Here is a 23,497-nt window from a genome sequence, read left to right as displayed (position 1 = left end):
GAGGAATTTTTCGGTTCGAAATCACGCAATTATTTTTCAGCGTCTTATCATTTAAGCCGATCGACGGCGTCGGCAGGAAATAAGCGGCCGACTAGGCAATTGTATTCCTGCCGGCGAAACTCAACGGCGCCAATGTAATAGGTTGGGTGATGAAAACGCTATTTTTTCATTCTCATCTTCCTTATAAGAATAAGGCAGCGGCGGCGCCTTACTTAACGCAAATAAATAAAAAATCGTGCCACTAGACGACCGGTTTATGATTATTTTCACCGAAAACGCAATGTTCCTTCCGACCGTTGCCGTTTTCTGATCGGTGTGCCCGAGGGTCAGGCTGCGGGGGTTTACAATTAATACAAAAAAGTACAAACTGGATTTTTAGTCCAAACAAATCTTCTGGAGCCGGTATGAACACCCTCTTCGATGCCATTGTTTCCGCTCATCAGCAACTGCGCCCTCAGGTGCGGGTCACGCCGCTGGAGCGCAGCGTGCTGCTTTCTCAGCAATTGGGCTGCGAGCTGTATCTGAAATGCGACCACCTGCAGCACACCGGTTCCTTTAAATTTCGCGGTGCCAGCAACAAGCTGCGGCTGTTGGATAACGAGCAACGCCGGCGCGGCGTGATCGCCGCCTCTACCGGCAACCACGGTCAGGCGGTCGCTCTGGCGGGGCAGCGTATGGGCGTTGGCGTCACGGTTTATGCGCCGGAGACGGCGGCGAGCATCAAGCTCGACACCATCCGGGCGCTGGGCGGCATCGTGGAATTGGTGCCGGGCGATGCGCTGAACGCCGAACTGGCGGGGGAACTGGCCGCACGCGAACAGGGGAAAACCTATATCTCGCCGTATAACGACGAACAGGTGATCGCCGGCCAGGGCACCTGCGGCATGGAGCTGGTTGAACAACTCGCCGATCTGGACGCGGTATTCGTGGCGGTGGGCGGCGGTGGCTATATCGCCGGCATCGGCACCGTTCTGCGGCAACTGTCGCCAAACACGCAGCTTATCGCCTGCTGGCCGGAAAACGCCACCAGCCTGTACAGCGCGTTGGAAGCCGGCCATATCTTCCCGGTGGAAGAACAAGAAACCTTGTCCGACGGCACCGCCGGCGGCGTCGAGCCGGGCGCCGTGACCTTCCCGCTGTGCCAGCAGCTGATTGACCGCAAAGTGCTGGTCAGCGAGGCGGAGATCAAACTCGCGATGCGCCGGATCGCCGCCAGCGATCGCTGGATTATCGAAGGCGCAGCAGGCGTGGCGTTGGCGGCAGCGATCAAACTGGCGCCGGAATACCGAGGCAAAAAGGTGGCGGTGGTGCTGTGCGGTAAAAACATCGTGCTGGAGAAATACCTCAAGGCCATCGCCGATGCGCATCCTTAATCGGCAGCAAATTCTCGCCGCGTTCGACGCCGAGACCATAACGCCGCTGCTGAAGCAGGGTTTTATCGCCTACTCGCAACAACGGGTACAACAGCCCCCGGCGCAGCATTTCCTGTTCGAACAGGCCGCCGGCGACTGCTGCATCAAATCCGCCTGGTTGGAAGGCGACGAACTGTTCGTGGTCAAGATCTCCACCGGTTTCTATCGCAATGCCGAACAAGGCCTGCCGAGCAATCAAGGGCTGATGATGGCGTTCTCCGCCCAAACCGGCGAGCCCCGCGCACTGTTGCAGGATGAGGGTTGGCTGACCGCGCTGCGCACCGCACTGGCCGGCCGCATCGCCGCCGATCTGTGCGCGCCGCCGCATATTCAGGCGATAGGCATGGTCGGCACCGGCCTGCAGGCGCGGCTGCAGCTGCAATGTCTGAAACCGGTGACCGATTGCCGCGAGGTATGGGTGTGGGGCCGCAACGAACAGGCGCTGGCGGCGTATCGACGCGATGTCGAGGCCGAGGGTTTTCGGGTGCGGGTCACGCAGGATGCGGCGGAGCTGGCGGCGCACTGTCAGCTGATCGTCACCACCACGCCCAGCCGCGAACCGATTTTGCAGGCGGCGGATATTCGGCCCGGCACGCACATTACCGCGGTGGGCGCCGACGCGCCCGGTAAGCAGGAGCTGGCGACCGAGCTGGTGGCCCGCGCGGACGCGCTGCTGGTCGATGCACTGGCTCAGTGTACAGACTATGGCGAGATCGCAACGGCTTATCGGCAGCACAAGCTGACTTCAACGCCAATCGTCGAAATGGGCGCCGCATTGGCGCAGGGCGGACGGGTGCGACGCGAGCCGCATCACATCACCATCGCCGATCTCACCGGGCTGGCGATTCAGGATCTGCAGATCGCCAAAGGGGTGTTGGCGAAAGTATAAAGAGGCGCCGCAGCGCCCCGCGTTATCAGGCGTTGAGCACGAACTTCTCGATAGCGCGCGCCACGCCGTCTTCGGTATTGGCGCTGGTGACAAACTGCGCCACCGCTTTCAGTTCGGGAATGGCGTTGCCCATCGCAACGCCGACGCCGGCATATTCGATCATCGCCGTATCGTTGGCCTGATCCCCCAGCGTCATGATGTTTTCCCGCGCCACGCCCAAATGCTCGGCCAGCATTCTCACCCCGGCGCCCTTATCGACGTTCTTGTGCAGGATCTCGAGGAAATAAGGCGCGCTTTTCAGGATGGTATAACGCTCGCGCGTTTCCGCCGGGATGCGCGCGATAGCGCGGTCCAACAGCTCCGGCTCGTCGATCATCATCACTTTAGGGAAACGCATCTGGCGATCCATCTCTTCCACGCTGCGGTATTTCAGCGGAATGCCGGTCATTTCCGCTTCGTGTATGGTGTACTTGCCGATATCCTTGTTCGGGGTATACAGGGTATCGAAATCAAACGCCTGGTAGTGAACGCCGAACTCGCGCGCCATCTGCTCAAAGTGCAGATAATCCTCAAAGCCCAGCGTTTCTTGCAGAATGCAGGCGCCGTCAGCCGCACGCAGCACCAGCGCGCCGTTATAGGTGATACAGAAATCGCCAGGGCCCTGAATGTCCAACTGGCGCAGATAGTCCTGCACGCCGACATATGGCCGCCCGGTGGCCAGCACCACGTGCACCCCTTTGCGCCGCGCCGCCGCGATAGCCTGCTTTACCGCCGGCGTGATTTGATGCTGCGGATCCAGCAACGTGCCGTCCATGTCGATCGCAATCAGTTCAATAGCCATTCAACGCTTCTCCCAGTGGTTTTTATTCATGCTAACGCGTTTCAGCCTCGGCTGTCAGCGCCAAAAAAGGCCAAAAAAAATCCGCGCGGGTCGCCCGGCGCGGATTTTCACAGCCATTAACGCATCAGATATCGATGTTCGCCGCTTTCAGGGCGTTTTCTTCGATAAAGGCGCGACGCGGTTCAACCGCATCGCCCATCAGCGTGGTGAACAGCTGATCGGCAGCGATGGCGTCCTTGACGGTCACGCGCAGCATGCGGCGACTTTCCGGATCCATGGTGGTTTCCCACAGTTGCTCAGGGTTCATCTCGCCCAGACCTTTATAACGCTGCACCGACAGGCCGCGGCGCGACTCTTTCACCAGCCACTCCAGCGCCTGCTCGAAGCTGTCTACCGGCTGACGGCGTTCGCCGCGCTCGATGAACGCGCCCTCTTCGATCAGCCCGCGCAGCTGCTCGCCCAGCTGGCAGATCTTGCGGTATTCGCCGCCGTGGATGAAGTCGAAGTCCAGCTTGTAGTCGGTATCCACGCCGTGGGTGCGGATGCGCAGCGCCGGCTCGAACATCTGGCGCTCACGGTTCTCGAAGATCACGAAATCATAGCTGCTGCCGTGCTGCTCTTTGTCGTTCAGCGCCTGCACCAGCGACGCGATCCAGGTCTTCACCTTGGCTTCATCGCTGAGATCGCCTTCGTTCAGCGTCGGCTGATAGATCAGGCTGTTCAACAGCGCGCGCGGGTAGCGGCGCTCCATGCGGCCGATCAGCTTCTGCACGCCATAGTGCTCGGCCACCAGTTTTTCCAACTGCTCGCCGCCGAGCGCCGGTGCGCTGGCGTTGGTGTGCAGCGTGGCGCCGTCCATCGCGATGGCGATCTGGTACTGATCCATCGCCTCATCATCTTTGATGTACTGCTCCTGCTTGCCTTTCTTCACCTTGTACAGCGGCGGCTGTGCGATGAACACGTGGCCACGCTCGATGATTTCCGGCATTTGGCGGTAGAAGAAGGTCAACAGCAGCGTACGGATGTGCGAACCGTCGACGTCGGCATCGGTCATGATGATGATGCTGTGGTAACGCAGCTTGTCCGGGCTGTACTCGTCACGGCCGATGCCGCAGCCCAGCGCGGTGATCAGCGTCGCCACTTCCTGTGAAGAGAGCATTTTGTCGAAACGCGCCTTCTCGACGTTGAGGATTTTCCCCTTCAGCGGCAAGATAGCCTGGTTCTTGCGGTTGCGCCCCTGCTTGGCAGAGCCGCCCGCGGAGTCCCCTTCCACCAGGTACAGTTCGGACAGCGCCGGATCGCGTTCCTGGCAGTCCGCCAGCTTGCCCGGCAGGCCGGCCAGATCCAGCGCGCCTTTGCGGCGGGTCATCTCACGCGCTTTACGCGCCGCTTCGCGCGCGCGCGCCGCGTCGATGATTTTGCCGACCACGATTTTAGCGTCGCCCGGATTTTCCATCAGGTAATCCACCAGCTTCTCGTTCATCAGCGTTTCAACCGCGGTTTTCACCTCAGAAGAGACCAGCTTGTCCTTGGTCTGAGAGGAGAACTTGGGATCCGGCACCTTCACCGACACCACGGCGATCAGGCCTTCACGCGCGTCATCGCCGGTGGCGCTGACCTTGGCCTTCTTGCTGTAGCCTTCCTTCTCCATGTAGCTGTTCAGCGTACGGGTCATCGCGGTACGGAAACCGACCAGGTGCGTGCCGCCGTCGCGCTGCGGAATGTTGTTGGTGAAGCAGTAGATGTTTTCCTGGAAACCGTCGTTCCACTGCAGCGCCACTTCCACGCCGATGTCGTCTTTCACGGTGGAGAAGTAGAACACGTTCGGGTGGATCGGCGTTTTGTTCTTGTTCAGGTACTCGACAAACGCCTTGATGCCGCCTTCGTAATGGAAGTGGTCTTCACGGTCAGTGCGCTTGTCCTTCAGGCGGATAGACACGCCGGAGTTGAGGAAGGACAGCTCGCGCAGGCGCTTGGCCAGAATGTCGTACTCGAAATCGGTCACATTGGTAAAGGTCTGGTGGCTTGGCCAGAAACGCACCATAGTGCCGGTCTGCTCGGTTTCGCCCACCACGGTCAGCGGCGCCTGCGGCTCGCCGTGGCTGTAAGTTTGTTCGTGCACTTTGCCTTCGCGGCGGATCACCAGCTCCAGTTTCTCCGACAGGGCGTTAACCACCGAGACGCCCACGCCGTGCAGGCCGCCGGAAACTTTATAGGAGTTGTCGTCGAATTTACCGCCGGCGTGCAGCACGGTCATGATGACCTCTGCGGCTGAAACCCCTTCTTCCGGGTGAATGCCGGTCGGAATGCCGCGGCCGTCATCCTGCACCGATACCGAGTTGTCGGCATGGATAGTGACCTGAATGTCGCTACAGTGGCCCGCGAGCGCTTCGTCGATAGCGTTGTCCACAACCTCGAATACCATGTGGTGCAGACCGGTGCCGTCATCGGTATCGCCGATATACATGCCCGGGCGCTTGCGCACCGCATCCAGCCCTTTTAATACCTTGATACTTGAGGAGTCATAAGAATTCGACATCAACGTTTCTCGCTCATTTTAGTCCTGTGGTTGAACCTCTATTTTACCCTGTTCCACGCGGAACATCTTGCCCTTTTCACCGGCCATGTCGGTCACTTGCTCAGCGCTGACCGCGCTGACAAAAACCTGGGCCTGGGTGGCTTTCAGGCGATCGGCCAGCAACCGGCGACGGCCGGTGTCCAGCTCGGAGGCAAAATCATCAATCAGATACAGGCAACGCCGCCCGCTCTGCCGGGTGAGAAACTCACCCTGCGCCAAGCGCAACGCGCACATCAGCAGCTTAAGCTGACCGCGCGATAACAAATCCTCTACCGGCGTGCCGTCGGCACGAATGCGAAAGTCCGCTTTATGCGGCCCCACCGCGGTATAGGTCAACGCCCTGTCGCGCTCAAACTGGCGCTCCAGCAGCTCGCCGTAGTCGCTCTCTTTGTCCCAGCCGCGCTGGAAGGAGAAGCTCAGGGCGAATTCAGGCAGAAACTGCGCGCAGGTCGCGGTGATATCCGCGGCGATCGCGTCGCTGTATTCCGCCCGCCATTCGCTGATGCGCTCCGCGAGCGGGATCAGTTCCTGATCCCAGGCGCGGATCTGCGCATAGCGACTCACCTGGCGCAGCGCGGCATTGCGCTGCTTCAGTAACCGTTTCAGGTTGCTCCAGGCGGTGAAAAAACCGGGTTCGTTATGAAAACAGCCCCAGTCCAGGAAAGCGCGCCGGAATTTCGGCCCGCCGTTCAGCAGGGTAAAACCTTCGGGGGTGATCAGCTGCATGGGCAGCAGCTGCGCCAGCTCGGCCACCTTGTGGCCGTCGCTGCCATCGATGCGTACTTTGCTGTCACCCTGACGGCTCTTGCTCAATCCTACCGACAGCTCGCGTTCCGCGCCTTCAATGCGGCCGTGCAGCACGAACTCCGGTTGGTCGTGGCGGATCACCCGACCGGCCTGCAGACTGCGAAAGGCTCGGCCATGGCCGAGCGTATACACCGCCTCCAGCACGCTGGTCTTGCCGCTGCCGTTAGCGCCGACCAGGAAGTTGAATCCCGGCGCCAGCGCCAAATCCGCCGCCTCGATATTGCGGAAATCTTTAATCAATAAACGCGTCAGAGCCATGCAATCTCTTTACCGATGACGGTGCTGTAATTCAAGGTAACGAGACTACAACCGCATTGGCATGACAACGTAGGCCGCCGCCTGGCTGGCGCCGTCTTCGATCTGCACGCTGGAGACCGAGTCGGTCAACAGCAGGCGCACGTCTTCACACTTGAGCGCGTTCAACACGTCCAGCACGTAGCTGACGTTGAAGCCGATCTCCATCTCCGCGCCGTCGTAGCTGACGTCGAGGATCTCTTCCGCCTCTTCCTGCTCCGGGTTGTTGGCGGTGATCTTCAGCTGGTTCTGGCTGACGTACAGCCGCACGCCGCGGAATTTCTCGTTCGAGAGAATGGCCGCGCGGGCGAACGCCTGCTTGAGCAGATCGCAGCCGGCTTCCAGCGTTTTGTCCGGGTTCTTCGGCAAGACGCGGCGATAGTCCGGGAAACGGCCGTCAACCAGCTTGGACGTGAAGATGAAATCGCCGACGTGGGCGCGAATGTTGTTGCTGCCGATCTGCAGCTGCAACAACGAATCGCCGCCGTCCAGCAAGCGCACCAGCTCCATCACCCCTTTACGCGGCACGATCACCGAATGCGACGGCAGCTGCTGGCCGATCGGCATCGAGCACACCGCCAGGCGGTGGCCGTCGGTCGCGACGGTGCGCAGCTCTTCGCCTTCGGTTTCAAACAGCATGCCGTTCAGGTAGTAACGCACGTCCTGGTGGGCCATCGAGAACTGGGTGGCTTCGATCAGGCGCTTCAGCGTCGCCTGCGGCAAGGTGAATTCCACCTCGCTCTGCCAGTCGTCCAGGTTCGGGAAGTCCGCCGCGGGCAGCGTGGACAGCGAGAAGCGGCTGCGGCCAGACCGCACCAGCATGCGCTCGCTCTCCAGCGTGACGGCAATCTCCGCCCCTTCTGGCAGGCCACGGCAGATATCAAAGAATTTGCGCGCGGGCACGGTGGTCGCGCCCGGCTCGTGCGGCTGGGACAGGGCGACGCGCGCCACCATCTCCATCTCCAGATCGGTGCCGGTCAGCAGCAGGGAGCCTTCCGTCACCTGCAGCAGCAGGTTGCCCAGGATCGGCAAGGTCGGGCGGCCGCCCAGCGGGCTGCTCACCTGTTGCAGCGGTTTTAGCAGATGCTCACGTTCAACGATAAATTTCATAGCGCTATGAAGATAATGTTCTGATTAAATTGGAGAAATCTTCTTTGATGTCGTGACTTTCCTCACGCAACTGCTCGATCTTCCGGCAGGCGTGCAACACCGTGGTATGGTCGCGGCCACCAAACGCATCGCCGATTTCCGGCAGGCTGTGGTTGGTGAGTTCCTTCGCCAGCGCCATCGCCATCTGGCGCGGGCGGGCAACGGATCGCGAACGCCGCTTGGACAGCAAATCCGCGACTTTAATCTTGTAATACTCCGCCACCGTCTTTTGGATATTGTCGATGGTGACCAGCTTTTCCTGCAGCGCCAGCAGATCGCGCAGCGCTTCGCGCACGAAATCGATGGTGATGGCCCGGCCGGTAAAGTTGGCGTTGGCGATCACGCGGTTCAGCGCCCCTTCGAGCTCACGCACGTTGGAACGCAGGCGCTTGGCGATGAAGAACGCCACTTCGCCCGGCAGGCGAATGTCGTTTTCGTCGGCCTTTTTCATCAGGATCGCCACGCGGGTTTCCAGCTCCGGCGGCTCGATCGCCACCGTCAGCCCCCAGCCGAAGCGGGACTTCAGACGATCTTCCACCCCGTTGATCTCTTTAGGGTAGCGATCCGAAGTCAGGATGATCTGCTGATTGCCTTCCAACAGGGCGTTAAAGGTATGGAAGAACTCTTCCTGCGAACGCTCCTTGTTGGCAAAGAATTGGATGTCATCGATCAGCAACGCGTCGACCGAACGGTAGTAGCGCTTAAACTCTTCGATGGCATTGTTCTGCAACGCTTTGACCATGTCCTGCACAAAGCGTTCCGAGTGCATGTAGACCACTTTGGCGTTGGCCTTGCGCGCCATGATGCCGTTGCCGACCGCGTGCAGCAGGTGAGTTTTACCCAGGCCGGTGCCGCCATACAGGAACAAAGGGTTGTAGGCGCCGCCCGGATTGTCCGCCACCTGGCGAGCCGCCGCGCGCGCCAGCTGGTTGGACTTACCCTCGACGAAGTTGTCGAAGGTGTGTTTGGGGTTGACGTTGGAGCGATAAGAGAGCTCGGGTTGCGCCGCCGCGTTGTCCCAGCTCGGGCGCGAAGGCGCGGCCGTGCGCGCCGCCGGAGCCGCAGGGGCGCTGCTGACGCTGGCGGTCACGGTCTGGCTGATCACCTGCGTGATCGGCTTGCTGCCGACTTCAAAACGCAGCAAAGGCGCGTCCGTGCCGCAGAAATCATTCAGCAGACCATTGATGTTGTTTAAGTACTTATCGCGAACCCAATCCAGCACAAAACGGTTAGGCGCGTACAGCGCCAGGGTGTTGTCACTCAGTTCCGCCTGCAATGGGCGAATCCACATACTAAATTCTGTGGCAGGTAACTCATCCTGCAATCGGGCAAGACACTGCTGCCAAAGCGAAAGTGACACGGCGGACTCCACTCGAACAAGATCAATAAAGAAAAGAAACGGGCAACTTTTTTATAACTCATGATTTTTGACACATACCCGGCATCGGCTGTTTGCCTGTGGGGGATGCGAACCGCCTTTCACGGTTTGTGTCCCTCACGATCCCGGCATGAGGGATCGCGATCGGAATGACGGATCATAGCGCAATCCGAGCAAGAGATCCTCCCCTTCCTCACAGATTAGATCCATTTTATCCACAGGCCGCGGCCGGCGGCGATCTTTTCACCGCCAGCGCCGAATGACCGCGCAGATCCCGGCCGCTGCGCCGCGTTTTTTACATTGTCAACCGGTTATACCCTGTTATCCACGCCGGATCCTGCGATCGCGCGCAAAGGATCTCACGGGGATCCTTGCGATTTCACCCCGAGTCCGTATAATCTTCGCCCTACGTGTGATACCTGGTTCCTTATGGTGCGTCATTAGCCAGACAGGATTCTGCGGTGACCACGGGCCAAGACCGGATTTTGTTCCGTTATTGGCAGACAACCAGGTAGGCTGGCGCGATGCGAATTGACTCAGGACTGTACAATTATTACAATCCCGCTTCTTTATGTATTGCGATTGAGGCGTCGGTCATCTTCACGCCGAGTAGCCAAACGCGTTTACTGATCAGTAATTATTTTAAGTTTAGGTAGAAATCGCTATGAAACGCACTTTCCAACCGTCCGTATTGAAGCGCAACCGTAGCCACGGTTTCCGTGCTCGTATGGCCACCAAAAATGGTCGTCAAGTTCTGGCCCGCCGTCGTGCGAAAGGCCGTGCTCGTCTGACTGTTTCTAAGTAATAAAGCTAACCCGCTGAGTGGTTAAGCTCGCTTTTCCCAGGGAGTTACGTTTGTTAACTCCCACTCATTTCACTTTCGTCTTCCAGCAGCCACAACGGGCTGGCACGCCGCAAATCACCATCCTCGGCCGCCTGAACCAGCTGGGGCATCCCCGCATCGGTCTTACCGTCGCCAAAAAACACGTCAAACGCGCGCACGAGCGTAATCGGATCAAACGCCTAACCCGCGAGAGCTTCCGCCTGCGCCAGCACGAATTACCGGCGATGGATTTTGTCGTGGTGGCCAAAAAGGGGATAGCGGATTTGGATAACCGCGCGCTGACGGAAGCTTTGGATAAATTATGGCGTCGCCACTGTCGCCAGGCTCCCGCATCCTGATCGGGCTGGTGCGGGCCTATCAGCTCGTCATCAGCCCGCTGCTAGGGCCTCGTTGTCGCTTCCAGCCGACATGCTCTCATTACGCAATTGAGGCATTAAGCAGGTTTGGCATGATAAAAGGCAGTTGGTTAGCATTGAAACGCGTATTAAAATGCCACCCTTTGAACCCAGGTGGCGATGATCCGGTGCCGCCAAAAACCGACGATAACAGAGAACACTAACGATGGATTCGCAACGCAATCTTCTTCTCATCGCTCTGCTGTTCGTGTCTTTCATGATCTGGCAGGCATGGCAAACGGACAACGCTCCGCAGCCGGCCGCACAGACCACGCAACAGACTTCGAACGCAGTAGCCGGTGATGCCGCCAGCCAGGCCGTGCCAGCCAGTGGTCAGGGTAAGCTGATTACCGTGAACACCGACGTGCTGTCACTGACCATCAACACCCGTGGTGGCGATATCGAGCAGGCTAAACTGTTGGCCTACCCGGATACTCTGGGTTCATCGACTCCGTTCCAACTGCTGGAAACCACCCCGTCGTTCGTCTATCAGGCGCAAAGCGGCCTGACCGGTAAAAACGGCCCGGACAACCCGGCCAACGGCGAACGCCCGCTGTATCAGGCGGCGCAGGACAGCTACACCCTGCCAGAAGGCCAGGACGAGCTGCGCATCCCGCTGACCTACACCGATAAAGACGGCGCGGTCTACACCAAAACCTTCGTGCTTAAACGCAACCACTATGCGGTCGGCGTGGATTACAGCATCGACAACAAAGGCGCGACGCCGCTGGAGCTGACCCTGTTCGGCCAGCTGAAGCAGACCACCGAATTGCCTAAGCACCGTGACACCGGCAGCAGCAACTTTGCGCTGCACACCTTCCGCGGCGCGGCGTACTCGTCCAGCGAGGACAAGTACCAGAAATACGCGTTCGACAAAGATGAAAACCTGAGCGTCACCACCAAAGACGGTTGGGTCGCCATGCTGCAGCAGTACTTCGCCACCGCGTGGGTGCCGGCGACCAAAGGTGACAACACCTTCTACACCGCCAAACCGGGCGACAACCTGTCCACCATCGGCTTCAAATCTACGCCGGTCGTGGTGCAGCCGGGCGCTCAGCAGCAGCTGAACGCGACCCTGTGGGTCGGCCCGGAGCTGCAGGACCAGATGGCCCAGTTGGCGCCGCACCTGGATCTGACCGTGGATTACGGTTGGCTGTGGTTCATCTCCCAGCCGCTGTTCAAACTGCTGAAGTTCATCCACGGCTTTATCGGCAACTGGGGCTTCTCCATCATCATCATCACCTTCATCGTGCGCGGCATCATGTACCCGCTGACCAAGGCGCAGTACACCTCGATGGCGAAAATGCGCATGCTGCAGCCGAAGCTGCAGGCGATGCGCGAGCGCATCGGTGATGACAAACAGCGCATGAGCCAAGAGATGATGGCGCTGTACAAGGCGGAGAAAGTGAACCCGCTCGGCGGCTGCCTGCCGCTGATCATTCAGATGCCGATCTTCCTGGCGCTGTACTACATGCTGATGGGTTCGGTCGAGCTGCGCCACGCGCCGTTCGCCCTGTGGATCCATGACCTGTCGGCGCAAGACCCGTACTACATCCTGCCAATCCTGATGGGCGTGACGATGTTCTTCATTCAGAAGATGTCGCCGACCACCGTGACTGATCCGATGCAGCAGAAAATCATGACCTTCATGCCGGTGATCTTCACAGTGTTCTTCCTGTGGTTCCCGTCCGGTCTGGTGCTGTACTACATCGTCAGCAACCTGGTGACCATCCTGCAGCAGCAGCTGATTTACCGTGGTCTGGAAAAACGCGGTCTGCACAGCCGCGACAAGAAAAAAAGCTAAGCGTAGTGTAGGGGTTCGGCGCGCCGACCCTTGCAGTAACACCAAAGGCGGTCATTAGACCGCCTTTTTGCATCTTAATCGTCAGAGAGAACCGTTATGAGCACCACCGATACCATCGTAGCCCAAGCCACCCCGCCGGGACGCGGCGGCGTCGGCATTCTGCGCATTTCAGGAAGCAAGGCCAAAGACGTCGCCCAGGCGTTGCTCGGCAAGCTGCCGAAGCCGCGCTACGCTGACTATCTGCCGTTCCGCGACGCCACGGGCGCCACCCTCGATCAGGGCATCGCGCTGTGGTTCCCGGGGCCGAACTCCTTTACCGGCGAAGACGTGCTGGAACTGCAGGGCCACGGCGGGCCGGTGATCCTCGATCTGCTGCTCAAGCGCGTGCTGGCGCTGCCCGACGTGCGCATCGCGCGGCCGGGCGAGTTCTCCGAGCGCGCGTTTCTCAACGACAAACTCGATCTGGCGCAGGCCGAAGCGATTGCCGATCTGATCGACGCCAGCTCCGAGCAGGCGGCGCGTTCGGCGATGAACTCGCTGCAAGGCGCGTTCTCCACCCGCATCCACCAGCTCGTGGAAGCGCTCACTCACCTGCGAATCTACGTGGAAGCGGCGATCGACTTCCCGGACGAGGAAATTGACTTCCTGTCCGACGGTAAAATCGAGGCGCAGCTCAACGACGTCATGGCGGATCTGGACAGCGTGCGCGGCGAAGCGCGCCAGGGCAGCCTGCTGCGTGAAGGGATGAAGGTGGTGATCGCCGGGCGCCCCAACGCCGGCAAATCGAGCCTGCTCAATGCGTTGGCCGGGCGCGAGGCGGCGATCGTCACCGATATCGCCGGCACCACCCGCGACGTCTTGCGCGAACATATCCATATCGACGGCATGCCGCTGCACATCATCGACACCGCCGGCCTGCGCGACGCCAGCGACGAAGTGGAGCGCATCGGCATCGAACGTGCATGGAACGAAATCGAACAGGCCGACAGGGTGCTGTTTATGGTTGACGGCACCACCACCGCCGCCACCGAGCCGGCGGAGATCTGGCCGGAGTTTATGGCGCGCCTGCCAGGCACGTTGCCGATCACCGTGGTGCGCAATAAGGCCGACATCACCGGTGAAACGCTGGGTCTGACGGAAGTGAATAACCACTCACTTATTCGCCTGTCGGCCCGCACCGGCGAAGGCGTCGATGTGCTGCGCGATCATCTTAAACAGAGCATGGGCTTCACCAGCAACATGGAAGGCGGCTTCCTGGCGCGCCGCCGCCACCTGCAGGCGCTGGAACTGGCGGCGCAGCACCTGGTGCAGGGCAAAGAACAGTTAGTGAGCGCTTACGCGGGGGAGCTGTTGGCCGAAGAACTGCGCCAGGCGCAGCTGGCCTTGAGTGAAATCACCGGTGAATTCACCTCCGACGACCTGCTGGGCCGCATTTTCTCCAGCTTCTGTATCGGCAAGTAACACCGCCAGACACCTTCACGGCCGGGACAAGCCCTTGTTCCGGCCGTTTTTCTTTTCCGCTCTCGCTCTGCGCGCCGGCTCACAGAGCCGCCGCAGCGTCCCGCGCTATACTGGCCAGTCAGGAATCTCTCTCAGGAACGAGTCAACATGGCATTGACCCTCAGGGTACTGCTGGAAAACCGCCGCGCCGCCGGCGCCAACCCGCTATTGCAGGCCAAGGCCGGGTTAAGCCTGCTGATTGAGGATGATACGACGTCCATACTGTTCGATACCGGCCCCGACGACAGCTTTCTGCGCAATGCGGCGCTGATGGGTGTCGATCTCTCCCGTATCACCGCGACGGTGCTCTCCCACGGCCACTATGACCACTGCGGCGGCGTCGCCTGGCTGCCAGACAACAGCCGTATCATCTGCCACCCGCAGGTCGGCGATGAGCGCTATGCGGCGCTGAAGGTGCTGGGCCACACTCGGAAAATCAAAAAGCTCTCTTTGGATATCGACTACTCGCGCCACCGCATGCAATACAGCCGCGAACCGCTGGCGATCGGCGATCGCTTTATGTGGTCAGGCGAAATCGCGGTGCCCGCACCCCGCGCCTACGGGGTGATCGCCGGGGAGAACGCAGCGGTAGATTACGTTATTGACGAAGGGGTGCTGATTTACAAATCGGATCGCGGTCTGGTGATCGTGACCGGCTGTGGGCACCGCGGGATCGTGAATATCGTGCGCCATTGCCAGCAAATCACCGGGATCGATCGGATCCACGCCTTGATCGGCGGTTTTCATCTACGCTGCGCTTCCCCGCGCACGCTCTGGCGCGTCCGCCGTTTTTTGCGCCAGCATCAGCCGGAAAAGATTATGGGCTGCCACTGTACCGGCGCCTGGGGCCGGCTATGGCTGCCGGAAGGGATCGCGCCGGCCACCGGCGATAGGCTGGTTCTGGATTAAGCGTGCCGCTTTACACCAACAACGTTGCGATTACCGCGATCCCGCAGCCCAGCACGACGACGCCGATCCCCTTTTGCCTGCCGCCGCCCCGTAGCAAAAAATACAGTGATGGGATGAAAAAGACGGTCATCACGATAACGGGTATCGACCAGCCCGAGATGATCTTGATAATGCTCGGGTTGATCGCGCCAATAAACGTACAGACAACGATATTCCCTGCGATGATTCTCTTTTTGCCCGCCACGCCGAAGGACGTAATGCCATCGATCACGCCGGTCAACGTGCCGATATAGGCGCCGCCGGTCAGTAAACACAGCAACAGGGCAGCGCCTAACCACGCCGTGGCGTTGCCGGTCAAACCGGCGGTATAAAACAGCGCATCCACATTGCGGCTGTTAATGATTGAGATGTCATCCAGCGTCAGCAAGCGGCTGATGGCGATAACGATCATGACGATAAACGCCATGATCAGTACCTTGCCAAACAGAATACTGCGCGCCTGCGGTCGTAAGGCGCTTTTCGCAAAGCGTTGGATGCACGGGGTAAAGTTAAATGTAAAAAGAAAAATCGGCAGCAGCAGCCACGTCTGCAATGAAATGCCAGGCGGCGCCTGCACCGCCTGCTGCCCCCCCGCAGGTTGTAACAGGAAAAACACCGCCAGGATCGCCACCAGTACGATAGAAACCAGTGCCATTCTGGAAATCAGGTGCTCGATTCGCTGACTAAACGCCAACCATGCCGCCGACAGCGCGGCACTCAGCAACAGCGAAATGCCGCCCCTGACCCAGAATCCGTTGTGGAAAAAAGACGCGACGACGTTGACTAAGGTGATGAAATTTATCAGCACGATAATAATCATCGACAAAATAAACAGCACACAGACGATTGCCGCTGCCCGCTCGCCGATAAATGTCGATGATGCCGCCAGGAAATCTTTCTCCGGGTGCGAAATGATGAATTTGAAAAAAAGATAGTGCGCCATCATCGATACCGACATGGCGATAACGATAAACAGCATGAACACTTTCATCCCCAGCACGCCCGGCCCCACCGCCTGTGGCAAAAAGAAAATCCCGGCGCCAAATGCCGTGGAGAAGAAAGTGACAGGCCAATACAGGTGTGAGATTTTCATGATGATGCTCGACCATCATGGCTATGCGTGACGCATAGCCAGCTGGCACAAAAATGTCATTCGAAACAGGATTTGCCGAAGAAGACCAGTAAAGAAGGCAAAGCGAAGTTATCGTAAAAAGTCGCGGCCGCACGATAGCCGTTAAGCACGTTGACGCGTGAACACAGCGGAAAAACGCCAATATGCGACGTGTAATTATCAAAGATTTTATTGGGGGAAATGCGATACCGAATAGCCCTGAACGTCGCAGCATTTCCCGCCGCGCAGGTCGGTTTATTTTCCTTGATGATATCGAACGTGTGTTCACCCACCGTCATCTTCACATTTCCGTCTTGGCGCTGAAAATACGCCTCTTTATCCATACGGTTTTTAATGTGGCGTTTAAAGCGATCCGCCATGTTTTTTTCACTGACATAAAATGCATTGATATCAATGCCATGACGTTGATTCGACGCCAGAATGTAGTCGTTTATTTTTTCCGGAATAATGTACGGCGATGTCGCCATCTTCCTGAATTCGTTAGCGCCGTCTATCTCGCTGCCATCGCTTTTTTCCATATAGAAATCATTTATTTCCATCAAGAAGTCAGGCTGAACACTGAGCCGTCTGATGGATTCGGCAATGTAGTCAATGCAGAAGCGCGCAGACCTTTCCACTTCACTGCTGACAGAAAAACGATCGTCCAAATTAACCACGGTATGCCCGCCGGAAATCACCACCTTATCCGTCAAAAAAGACGATGCCAGCGCGATGAGGTCTTCAACGTTGTTATTTGAAACCTCATTGTTGATAACCTCAGCGATCCTATTCTGATCGGCTTTGTAGACGATAAAGCGATCTTCACCCTTCCAACCTTTTTTGCAGTTACATTTATATTCTTTAAAAACAACACGTTCAGCTGTCTTATAAAAATCGGCGCTTTGCAGCGGCATTAATTCGAGATCTGGCATACCCTTCTTCCCTATTCGTAGCCAATGACGCCAACTTTTTATAACAATAGCTAATGTAAATTTAGTGACCTGACTCTGATAATTAATAAACACACACAATAAATAGGGTTTTTGTGGGTTTGCTCACATTTTCAAGTTCAGGTTATTTTAACCATTTTAATTATGTGGTTTTATGTTTCCAACAAACGAACGCGGAGAGGTGGGCGAGTGGTTTAAGCCAGATTTAAGAAACTAACCGTTTCTTAAATCCACACGAGTCATCGTGTCGTAGGTTCGAATCCTGCTCTCTCCGCCAACTTTTTCTTATCAGGCGATATTTTATGGGTTCATTGGACGCCGTCGATTCGAAAGCGGCTGGCTTCGGAACTGATTAATTTTATGCACGACCCCGTTACGCAACGCGATTTGAGGTCTGAATAACCTTCGCCTTGCATGCCCCCATGCCCTCCTGCACAGCGCAAAAGCCAACAAATCGGATAATCCGCATAGTGTTTTTTGATGATAAATCCTCAACTTAGTCTTAATCTAACACCCCTGCGTTCTTAGCGACCCTCTGTCATGGAGTGAACAATGGCGTGTCATTTTGCCCGATGGACCCCGGCCTCCGCTGTCCTGGATACCCAGAGACTCTCCGACGAAGTGATAGCCGCCACCCGCACCTTTTCCGTTAAGCGCCGCACGCGTTACCTGCAAGGGCGCATTCTGCTCGCCGAAATGATGTTCTACCTGTACGGCCTGCCGACGCTGCCCCCCATCGCCACCACGCCGACCGGCCGCCCCTGCTTCGCCGATCATCAGTTGCCCGATTTTAGCCTCGCCTATGCCAGCAACACCGTGGGCGTGCTGCTTAGCGACGAGGGCAAAGTCGGACTGGATATCGAAGTGATGCGGGCGCGCGGCAGCCGGCAAAGCGCGCTGCAGAACGCGCATCAGACGCCGGCGGAAAGTGCCTGGATCGGCGCGCAGGACGATCGGCTGGAGGCGGAGACTCAGCTGTGGAGCATTCGGCAAAGCGTGCTGAAAATTTCCGGTCTCGGCAACAGCGGCCAATCCACGCTACGTCTGCATCCCTTCTCCGGTCACCTGCGCTCCAGCGCCACGCCGGACGTTCAGGTGATGAGCGACGCCGACGAATATCTGAGCTGGGCCTGCGCCGGCAGCCCCGAGCTGGATCGCCTGCTGTGCTGGCGCTACGAAGAGCGCGGCGGCCTGCACAAAGACGGGGAAATCTCGCCGCGCAGCCCGGCGGCATCCTCACGCTTCGTTAAACTGACGGGCCTGAAGACGCCAGGTTGACGCGGCGCAAAGCGGATAACGCGATCTTTACCGCACGAGTTACTGGATTAAATTGTAAAGACAGCTAAATGTTGAGCAATCGCCTATTCTCGACCCGCGCTTTAGCCTACTATTCGCCCATGTTGTACGCTGAATCTGCTCATTCGAAAGGGAGAATCACCATGTCAGACCAAGCCTTAAAAATCGTCACTCTACTCGGCAGCCTGCGCAAAGGCTCCTACAACGCCATGGTGGCCCGCGCCCTGCCTGGCCTGGCTCCGCAGGGCGTCACCATTGAAGCGCTGCCCTCCATCCGCGATATCCCGCTGTACGACGCCGACATGCAACAGGGTGAAGGCTTTCCTGCCGCAGTCGAAGCGATAGCAGAGCAGATCCGCCAGGCCGACGGCGTGATCATCGTCACCCCCGAATACAACTATTCCGTGCCCGGCGGGTTGAAAAACGCCATCGATTGGCTGTCTCGCGTACCGAATCAGCCGCTGGCCGGCAAGCCGGTGGCCATTCAAACCAGCTCAATGGGGCCGATCGGCGGCGCGCGCTGCCAATACCATCTGCGTCAGATCCTGGTGTTCCTCGATGCGATGGTAATGAACAAGCCTGAGTTTATGGGCGGCGTGATCCAAAGCAAGGTCGATGAACAGGCCGGTGAACTGAGCGATCAGGGAACGCTGGATTTCCTGACCGGCCAGCTGTCCGCGTTCAGCGATTTTATTCGCCGCGTGGAGTGAAGGTCTCGCGGCGCCCGCGGGGCGCCGCAACAGGACATGACGTCCGTCAATTTATTGAAATTAAAGCCATAGCATCATGTATTTTTTCATTTTAGCGTTATTTTTCGTTTCCATCACCAGTCCCGCTTTCGCCGCAGACATGCGTTATCCCGCCGGTGAAGAACCGCTGGAGCTGCCTGCGCACAGCGCGCTCAACGCCCAGCTGTCGCGATCCGCGCAAAACCAGGAAGATAAAAAACTGGGCGCCATGTCGCTGTACCTGACGCTGATGCGCGAAGACGGCCGCAATGTCTGGGCGCCCTACCAGCTGGCGGTGTCGTCGGCGGAGAAAGGGCAAACCGAGCTGGCGGAGCGCTACCTGCAGCTGAGCGCCGACCGCGGCCTGTGGTACTACTACAACCTGCTGGAGGACGACGCCTTCAACAGCATCCAACACTCCGCCACCTACCAATCTATCCTGGCCGCCACCAAAGCGCGCTATCTGCAGCACGCTCGCCGCTATGAAGGCAAGGCCAGCTACGCGATACCGGACGGCGAAACGCCACCCGAAGGGTGGCCAACGGTGATCTTCCTGCATACCTACGGCAAAGCCGCCGCCATCAGCCCCGAGGAGCGGCTGCTGTTCGGCGAAATGGGCGTGGCCTACATCGAGCTCAACGGCACGCAGATGCTGTCGGAAAACAGCTTCCGCTGGTCGAATTACAGCGACGAGAGCACCCAAACCGCCATTCAGCGTACGCTGCAACAGCTGGCTCCGCAGCTAAAGCTGGATCCCCGGCGGATTTACCTCAGCGCCCGCGGCCAGGGCGCGTTGCACGCCGCCAACCTGATCGCCAAGTACCCGCAGTTTTATGCCGGCGCGCTCTTGATCGCCCCCAACGGCGAGATCAAGCCGGCCCAGCAGTCGCTGGCGGCGCAAAAGAAAATCGTGATGGCGTATTACGATCGGCAGAATTTCAGCGAACAGGCGCTGGCATTGCACTTCGCCAATCTGTTCGGGGAGGATAATCAGGTGCAAACGCTGCACTTCGCCCAAGGAGAGGATGCCGCCGGCAGTTGGCAGGCGCGCTTCAGGCGGCCGTTGCAGTGGGTGCTGGATCGGGCGCCGGATGCGACGCCGGGCGTCTAGGGTTTCAGGGCCGACGGGCGTCGGCCCTTTGGCTGTCAATGGCCGTCGACGAAGACGATCTTCAGCACGAACAGCAGCGCCACGACCACCACGCACGGGCTGATTTCACGCCAGCGGCCGGTGCCGAGCTTCATCACGCAGTAGGAAATAAAGCCGAGCGCGATGCCTTCGGTGATCGAGAAACTGAACGGCATCATCACCGCGGTGACAAACGCCGGTACCGCTTCGGTCAGATCGTCCCACTTCACCCGCGCCAGGCTGGAGGTCATCAGCACGCCGACATAGATCAGCGCGCCGGCGGCGGCGTAAGCCGGCACCATGCCCGCCAACGGCGACAGGAAGATCACCAGCAGGAACAGCAGGCCGGTGACCACCGCCGTCAGACCGGTGCGGCCGCCGACGGCGACGCCGGACGAGCTTTCGATGTAAGCGGTCACGGAAGAGGTGCCCGCCAGCGAACCAGCCACTGAGCTGATGCTGTCAACGTACAGCGCCTGCTTCATGCGCGGGAACTTGCCCTGGTTGTCGGTCAGGCCGGCTTTATCGGTGACGCCGATCAGGGTGCCGGAAGAGTCGAACAGGTTCACCAGCATAAACGAGAAGATGACCCCGGCCAGCCCGATGTTCAGCGCGCCGGCCACGTCGACCTGGCCCACCACCGAGGTGATGCTCGGCGGCAGGGAGAACAGGCCGCCGTATTTCACGTCGCCCAGCATCCAGCCGATCAGGGTGGTGACCACGATCGACACCAGCACCGCCGCGTGGAAGTTGCGCGAAGAGAGCACGGCGATGATGAAGAAGCCGAGCGCCCCCAGCAGCACGTTGTGCGAGGTCAGGCTGCCGATGGTCACCAGCGTGTCCGGGTTGGCCACCACGATGCCGGCGTTTTTCAGCCCCATCATGCCGATGAACAGCCCGATGCCGCTGGTGATGCCGACGCGCAGGCTGACCGGAATGTTGGCGATCATCCAGTAACGGATGCGGAAAATGGTCAGCAACAGCAGGCCGACCGCGCCCCAGAAGATGGCGCCCATGCCCACCTGCCAGGAAATGCCCATCGCCCCGACCACCACGAAGGCGAAGAAGGCGTTCAGGCCCATCGCCGGCGCCAGCGCCACCGGCAGGTTCGCCAGCAGGCCCATAAAGATGCTGCCGAAGGCGGCGATCAAACAGGTGGTGACAAATACTGCCTGGGTATCCATGCCCGCTGCGCCCAAAATTTGCGGGTTAACGAACACGATATACACCATGGTGAGGAAGGTGGTGATACCGGCAATCGTTTCCGTACGCGCCGTCGTGCCATGTTGCTTGAGTTTAAACACGCGCCCAAGCAAGCCTTGCTCAGCGTCAAGGCCAGATACTGGTTTGGTCATTATCAGAATTCCGAAAATGGGAATGGACAGTCGCCGGCTATCCTATAACAAAAAGTGGGGCTTTTGACGCCGGTCACAGGTTTTTTTCGCCGTCTTTACGGCTAAACGCGTCAACGGCTTGTATTTACAGGCATTCATCCCCCTTGCCGCCCGCTGCGTTGCCGTTTGCCGGCACGGCCGATAAAATAGCCTATCGCCCCTCTATCCCTATCCGTTAAAACAGGAATCCGCATGTCTTCGACCTTTATCGATAAGCTGGCGTTGATCGCGCTGAAAGATGACAAAGTGGCGCTGGTGCGCTCGCACAACAAGACGCTGTTTTATATGCCGGGCGGAAAGCGCGAAGCGGGCGAAACCGACGAACAGGCGCTGTGCCGCGAAATCGACGAAGAGCTGACCGTTGCGCTGCTGTCGCAATCCATCGCGTTTTACGGCGAGTTCACCGGCCCGGCGGACGGCAAGCAGGACGGTACCCAAGTGCGCATTCGCTGCTACCAGGCCGACTTTACCGGGCAGTTGCAGCCCGCCGCCGAAATCGCTGAGCTGAAGTGGTGCGACAGCCGCGATCTGCCGCAGTGCTCACACGTCGCCGCGCTGATTTTGCACGATCTCAAGGCGCGTAACCTGATCAAGTGATCGCTGAGTCGCCTCAGCGGCGTTAACCCGAAGGAACCTGTCCCGCATGAATCAGATTGACTGCATTTTGTTCGACTGCGACGGCACGCTGGTGGACAGCGAAGTGCTGTGCAGCAAAGCCTATGTCCATATGTTCGCCCACTACGGCATTCATCTGTCGCTGGAAGAGGTATTCAAGAAATACAAAGGGGTGAAGCTGTACGAGATTATCGATCGGGTCAATGCCGAGCAGGGCACTGACCTGGAAAAAGAGACGCTGGAGCCGCTGTATCGGCAGGAAGTGGCGCGGCTGTTCGACAGCGAGCTGCAACAGATTGCCGGCGCCCGCGAGCTGCTGGCGCAGGTGACAGTGCCTGTCTGCACCGTCTCCAACGGGCCGGTCAGCAAGATGCAGCACTCGCTCGGCCTGACCGGCATGCTGCCTTATTTTGATGACCGGTTGTTCAGCGGCTATGACATTCAGCGCTGGAAGCCGGATCCGGCGATCGTGTTTCACGCCGCCGAACAGATGCGGGTGCCGGTGACGCGCTGCATCCTGGTGGACGATTCGCCCGCCGGCGCGCAGGCCGGCATCAATGCCGGCATTCCGGTCTTTTACTTCTGCGCCGATCCGCATAATCCGCCGATCGATCACCCGCTGGTGACCACGTTTGACGACCTGGCTCAATTGCCCGCGCTGTGGCGCGAACGCGGCTGGCGGCTGACGGCCGATTAACTGGCCGGCAACGGCGGCTTGTTGCGCCACCAGCGCCAGGACCGCTTCAGCGCGCGGGTTTGCGCGCCGAAGCGGCGGTTGACCGCGTTGGCCAGCAGATCGAGCGCCAGGCAGAATACGAAATAGACCAGCGCCACAAACAGGAACACTTCCATCGGATAGACCATGCTGCGGTTGTTAACCTGGGTCGCCAGGAAGGTCAATTCGCCAACGCCGACGATATAAGCCAACGAGGTGTCTTTGATCAGAGAAATCCACTGGTTGATGAACGACGGCACCATCATGCGCAGCGCCTGCGGCAGCACGATCATGCGCAGCGTCTGCCAGCGCGTCAGCCCCAGAGAAAGCCCGGCCTGCCACTGGCCGGGACCGATCGCGGCGATGCCGGCCTTCACCGCATGAGCCAGATAGGCCGAGGCGATCAGCGCCAGCGCACACACCACGGTGGTAATTTCCGGGATCTCGACGCCAAACACCATCGGCAGCAGGAAATAGGTCCAGAAGATCAGCATGATGACCGGAATGGCGCGGAAAAAGCCCAACACCGCCGCCAGCAGCCCGGCGGCGACGCCGCGCGACATTGCCAGCGCCACGCCGAGTAAGGTGCCGAGCACCGCCGAGGCGACCCCGGCCATCAGGCTGATCGCCAACGTCAGCGCCGCGCCGCCCAGCGGCCCATCCGGCCAGGTGCCCCACAGCAGGTAACCCAGGTTGTCGTGAATCACGCTGAAATCCATC

22 protein-coding genes and 1 pseudogene are annotated in these 23,497 nt (G+C 59.0%); 14 read left to right on the top strand and 9 right to left on the bottom strand.

Annotated elements, in window-relative coordinates; genetic code table 11:
* Positions 1-404 precede the first annotated feature (404 nt).
* On the top strand, positions 405-1,373 hold the full coding sequence (locus ACJ8KE_RS18375) for a threonine/serine dehydratase (protein WP_016929596.1): 969 nt from the start codon (positions 405-407) through the stop codon (positions 1,371-1,373).
* On the top strand, positions 1,360-2,301 hold the full coding sequence (locus tag ACJ8KE_RS18370; protein ID WP_416170485.1) for an ornithine cyclodeaminase family protein: 942 nt from the start codon (positions 1,360-1,362) through the stop codon (positions 2,299-2,301). Before ACJ8KE_RS18375 ends, ACJ8KE_RS18370 begins: the two co-directional genes overlap by 14 nt.
* 25 nt (positions 2,302-2,326) lie before the next feature.
* Here ACJ8KE_RS18370 and yidA read toward each other — a convergent pair whose 3' ends face one another.
* The 5 genes from yidA to dnaA all read right to left on the bottom strand — a co-directional run bounded on the left by yidA (position 2,327) and on the right by dnaA (position 9,330).
* Positions 2,327-3,142 carry a sugar-phosphatase gene (gene yidA / locus ACJ8KE_RS18365; protein WP_016929598.1) on the bottom strand — a complete coding sequence of 272 codons (816 nt, stop codon included), beginning with the start codon at positions 3,140-3,142 and terminating at the stop codon, positions 2,327-2,329.
* Positions 3,143-3,266: 124 nt separating this feature from the next.
* Complete coding sequence (gyrB, locus tag ACJ8KE_RS18360) at positions 3,267-5,681, bottom strand: DNA topoisomerase (ATP-hydrolyzing) subunit B (RefSeq protein ID WP_016929599.1); 2,415 nt, start codon at positions 5,679-5,681, stop codon at positions 3,267-3,269.
* An 18-nt stretch (positions 5,682-5,699) separates the two neighbouring features.
* Entirely contained in the window at positions 5,700-6,785 is a 1,086-nt protein-coding gene (recF, locus tag ACJ8KE_RS18355; RefSeq protein ID WP_004933895.1) for a DNA replication/repair protein RecF, read from the bottom strand.
* A 45-nt stretch (positions 6,786-6,830) separates the two neighbouring features.
* The gene (gene dnaN / locus ACJ8KE_RS18350; protein WP_004933892.1) at positions 6,831-7,931 is read right to left on the bottom strand and encodes a DNA polymerase III subunit beta; all 1,101 of its coding nucleotides are present in this window, start codon (positions 7,929-7,931) and stop codon (positions 6,831-6,833) included.
* 4 nt (positions 7,932-7,935) lie between these two features.
* A complete protein-coding gene (gene dnaA / locus ACJ8KE_RS18345; RefSeq protein WP_004933889.1) occupies positions 7,936-9,330 on the bottom strand; it encodes a chromosomal replication initiator protein DnaA in 1,395 nt (464 codons plus the stop codon).
* Between the two features lie 682 nt (positions 9,331-10,012).
* On the opposite strand from dnaA, the gene rpmH reads away from it, so the two are divergent.
* The 6 genes from rpmH to ACJ8KE_RS18315 all read left to right on the top strand — a co-directional run bounded on the left by rpmH (position 10,013) and on the right by ACJ8KE_RS18315 (position 14,800).
* On the top strand, positions 10,013-10,153 hold the full coding sequence (gene rpmH / locus ACJ8KE_RS18340) for a 50S ribosomal protein L34 (protein WP_000831330.1): 141 nt from the start codon (positions 10,013-10,015) through the stop codon (positions 10,151-10,153).
* Positions 10,154-10,170: 17 nt separating this feature from the next.
* Positions 10,171-10,530, top strand: a complete 360-nt coding sequence (rnpA, locus tag ACJ8KE_RS18335) for a ribonuclease P protein component (RefSeq protein WP_004933883.1) — start codon at positions 10,171-10,173, stop codon at positions 10,528-10,530.
* Positions 10,494-10,751 (top strand): membrane protein insertion efficiency factor YidD, encoded by a 258-nt coding sequence (yidD, locus tag ACJ8KE_RS18330; RefSeq protein WP_004933881.1) that lies wholly within the window; start codon positions 10,494-10,496, stop codon positions 10,749-10,751. The genes rnpA and yidD overlap by 37 nt, the downstream gene beginning before the upstream one ends.
* A gap of 2 nt (positions 10,752-10,753) precedes the next feature.
* The gene (gene yidC, locus ACJ8KE_RS18325) at positions 10,754-12,391 is read left to right on the top strand and encodes a membrane protein insertase YidC (protein ID WP_016929601.1); all 1,638 of its coding nucleotides are present in this window, start codon (positions 10,754-10,756) and stop codon (positions 12,389-12,391) included.
* Positions 12,392-12,487: 96 nt separating this feature from the next.
* The gene (gene mnmE, locus ACJ8KE_RS18320) at positions 12,488-13,852 is read left to right on the top strand and encodes a tRNA uridine-5-carboxymethylaminomethyl(34) synthesis GTPase MnmE (RefSeq protein WP_016929602.1); all 1,365 of its coding nucleotides are present in this window, start codon (positions 12,488-12,490) and stop codon (positions 13,850-13,852) included.
* Between the two features lie 147 nt (positions 13,853-13,999).
* Positions 14,000-14,800 carry an MBL fold metallo-hydrolase gene (locus tag ACJ8KE_RS18315; protein ID WP_016929603.1) on the top strand — a complete coding sequence of 267 codons (801 nt, stop codon included), beginning with the start codon at positions 14,000-14,002 and terminating at the stop codon, positions 14,798-14,800.
* Between the two features lie 10 nt (positions 14,801-14,810).
* Here ACJ8KE_RS18315 and ACJ8KE_RS18310 read toward each other — a convergent pair whose 3' ends face one another.
* Positions 14,811-15,932 (bottom strand): threonine/serine transporter, encoded by a 1,122-nt coding sequence (locus ACJ8KE_RS18310; protein WP_079450355.1) that lies wholly within the window; start codon positions 15,930-15,932, stop codon positions 14,811-14,813.
* Positions 15,933-15,988: 56 nt separating this feature from the next.
* Entirely contained in the window at positions 15,989-16,882 is an 894-nt protein-coding gene (locus ACJ8KE_RS18305; RefSeq protein ID WP_028128064.1) for a hypothetical protein, read from the bottom strand.
* Between the two features lie 193 nt (positions 16,883-17,075).
* On the opposite strand from ACJ8KE_RS18305, the pseudogene ACJ8KE_RS18300 reads away from it, so the two are divergent.
* The 4 genes and pseudogenes from ACJ8KE_RS18300 (at position 17,076) to ACJ8KE_RS18285 (ending at position 20,035) form a co-directional block, all read left to right on the top strand.
* Positions 17,076-17,177: pseudogene (locus tag ACJ8KE_RS18300) on the top strand.
* Positions 17,178-17,452: 275 nt separating this feature from the next.
* On the top strand, positions 17,453-18,178 hold the full coding sequence (locus ACJ8KE_RS18295) for a 4'-phosphopantetheinyl transferase family protein (RefSeq protein WP_033639103.1): 726 nt from the start codon (positions 17,453-17,455) through the stop codon (positions 18,176-18,178).
* Between the two features lie 161 nt (positions 18,179-18,339).
* Positions 18,340-18,906, top strand: a complete 567-nt coding sequence (locus ACJ8KE_RS18290; protein ID WP_004933859.1) for an NADPH-dependent FMN reductase — start codon at positions 18,340-18,342, stop codon at positions 18,904-18,906.
* A 76-nt stretch (positions 18,907-18,982) separates the two neighbouring features.
* On the top strand, positions 18,983-20,035 hold the full coding sequence (locus ACJ8KE_RS18285; protein WP_033639104.1) for a hypothetical protein: 1,053 nt from the start codon (positions 18,983-18,985) through the stop codon (positions 20,033-20,035).
* Positions 20,036-20,070: 35 nt separating this feature from the next.
* On the opposite strand, the gene ACJ8KE_RS18280 is transcribed toward ACJ8KE_RS18285, so the two are convergent.
* Positions 20,071-21,408, bottom strand: a complete 1,338-nt coding sequence (locus tag ACJ8KE_RS18280; RefSeq protein ID WP_004933851.1) for an NCS2 family permease — start codon at positions 21,406-21,408, stop codon at positions 20,071-20,073.
* Between the two features lie 231 nt (positions 21,409-21,639).
* Here ACJ8KE_RS18280 and ACJ8KE_RS18275 point away from each other — a divergent pair, with 231 nt between their 5' ends.
* On the top strand, positions 21,640-22,044 hold the full coding sequence (locus ACJ8KE_RS18275) for an NUDIX hydrolase (RefSeq protein WP_016929609.1): 405 nt from the start codon (positions 21,640-21,642) through the stop codon (positions 22,042-22,044).
* A gap of 46 nt (positions 22,045-22,090) precedes the next feature.
* A complete protein-coding gene (yieH, locus tag ACJ8KE_RS18270; RefSeq protein WP_016929610.1) occupies positions 22,091-22,759 on the top strand; it encodes a 6-phosphogluconate phosphatase in 669 nt (222 codons plus the stop codon).
* Here yieH and ACJ8KE_RS18265 read toward each other — a convergent pair.
* Positions 22,756-23,496: an amino acid ABC transporter permease gene (locus ACJ8KE_RS18265; RefSeq protein WP_004933841.1), complete on the bottom strand. Its 741-nt coding sequence runs from the start codon at positions 23,494-23,496 to the stop codon at positions 22,756-22,758. The two genes, yieH and ACJ8KE_RS18265, sit on opposite strands and share 4 nt — an antisense overlap.
* Between the last annotated feature and the right edge of the window lies 1 nt (position 23,497).

The organism is Serratia sp. CY56464 (genome assembly GCF_052168435.1).
GTDB classification, from domain to species: domain Bacteria; phylum Pseudomonadota; class Gammaproteobacteria; order Enterobacterales; family Enterobacteriaceae; genus Serratia; species Serratia marcescens.
Note: the sequence above shows the minus strand (reverse complement) of the source record. Positions and strands in the feature narration are given on the sequence as shown.

What these genes read in the sequence shown, in the direction of transcription:
- ACJ8KE_RS18375 (WP_016929596.1), top strand. Translation starts at nt 405, where the DNA reads ATGAACACCCTCTTCGATGCCATTGTTTCCGCTCATCAGCAACTGCGC.
- ACJ8KE_RS18370 (WP_416170485.1), top strand. Translation starts at nt 1,360, where the DNA reads ATGCGCATCCTTAATCGGCAGCAAATTCTCGCCGCGTTCGACGCCGAG.
- yidA (WP_016929598.1), bottom strand. Translation starts at nt 3,142, where the DNA reads ATGGCTATTGAACTGATTGCGATCGACATGGACGGCACGTTGCTGGAT.
- gyrB (WP_016929599.1), bottom strand. Translation starts at nt 5,681, where the DNA reads ATGTCGAATTCTTATGACTCCTCAAGTATCAAGGTATTAAAAGGGCTG.
- recF (WP_004933895.1), bottom strand. Translation starts at nt 6,785, where the DNA reads ATGGCTCTGACGCGTTTATTGATTAAAGATTTCCGCAATATCGAGGCG.
- dnaN (WP_004933892.1), bottom strand. Translation starts at nt 7,931, where the DNA reads ATGAAATTTATCGTTGAACGTGAGCATCTGCTAAAACCGCTGCAACAG.
- rpmH (WP_000831330.1), top strand. Translation starts at nt 10,013, where the DNA reads ATGAAACGCACTTTCCAACCGTCCGTATTGAAGCGCAACCGTAGCCAC.
- yidD (WP_004933881.1), top strand. Translation starts at nt 10,494, where the DNA reads ATGGCGTCGCCACTGTCGCCAGGCTCCCGCATCCTGATCGGGCTGGTG.
- yidC (WP_016929601.1), top strand. Translation starts at nt 10,754, where the DNA reads ATGGATTCGCAACGCAATCTTCTTCTCATCGCTCTGCTGTTCGTGTCT.
- mnmE (WP_016929602.1), top strand. Translation starts at nt 12,488, where the DNA reads ATGAGCACCACCGATACCATCGTAGCCCAAGCCACCCCGCCGGGACGC.
- ACJ8KE_RS18315 (WP_016929603.1), top strand. Translation starts at nt 14,000, where the DNA reads ATGGCATTGACCCTCAGGGTACTGCTGGAAAACCGCCGCGCCGCCGGC.
- ACJ8KE_RS18310 (WP_079450355.1), bottom strand. Translation starts at nt 15,932, where the DNA reads ATGAAAATCTCACACCTGTATTGGCCTGTCACTTTCTTCTCCACGGCA.
- ACJ8KE_RS18305 (WP_028128064.1), bottom strand. Translation starts at nt 16,882, where the DNA reads ATGCCAGATCTCGAATTAATGCCGCTGCAAAGCGCCGATTTTTATAAG.
- ACJ8KE_RS18295 (WP_033639103.1), top strand. Translation starts at nt 17,453, where the DNA reads ATGGCGTGTCATTTTGCCCGATGGACCCCGGCCTCCGCTGTCCTGGAT.
- ACJ8KE_RS18290 (WP_004933859.1), top strand. Translation starts at nt 18,340, where the DNA reads ATGTCAGACCAAGCCTTAAAAATCGTCACTCTACTCGGCAGCCTGCGC.
- ACJ8KE_RS18285 (WP_033639104.1), top strand. Translation starts at nt 18,983, where the DNA reads ATGTATTTTTTCATTTTAGCGTTATTTTTCGTTTCCATCACCAGTCCC.
- ACJ8KE_RS18280 (WP_004933851.1), bottom strand. Translation starts at nt 21,408, where the DNA reads ATGACCAAACCAGTATCTGGCCTTGACGCTGAGCAAGGCTTGCTTGGG.
- ACJ8KE_RS18275 (WP_016929609.1), top strand. Translation starts at nt 21,640, where the DNA reads ATGTCTTCGACCTTTATCGATAAGCTGGCGTTGATCGCGCTGAAAGAT.
- yieH (WP_016929610.1), top strand. Translation starts at nt 22,091, where the DNA reads ATGAATCAGATTGACTGCATTTTGTTCGACTGCGACGGCACGCTGGTG.
- ACJ8KE_RS18265 (WP_004933841.1), bottom strand. Translation starts at nt 23,496, where the DNA reads ATGGATTTCAGCGTGATTCACGACAACCTGGGTTACCTGCTGTGGGGC.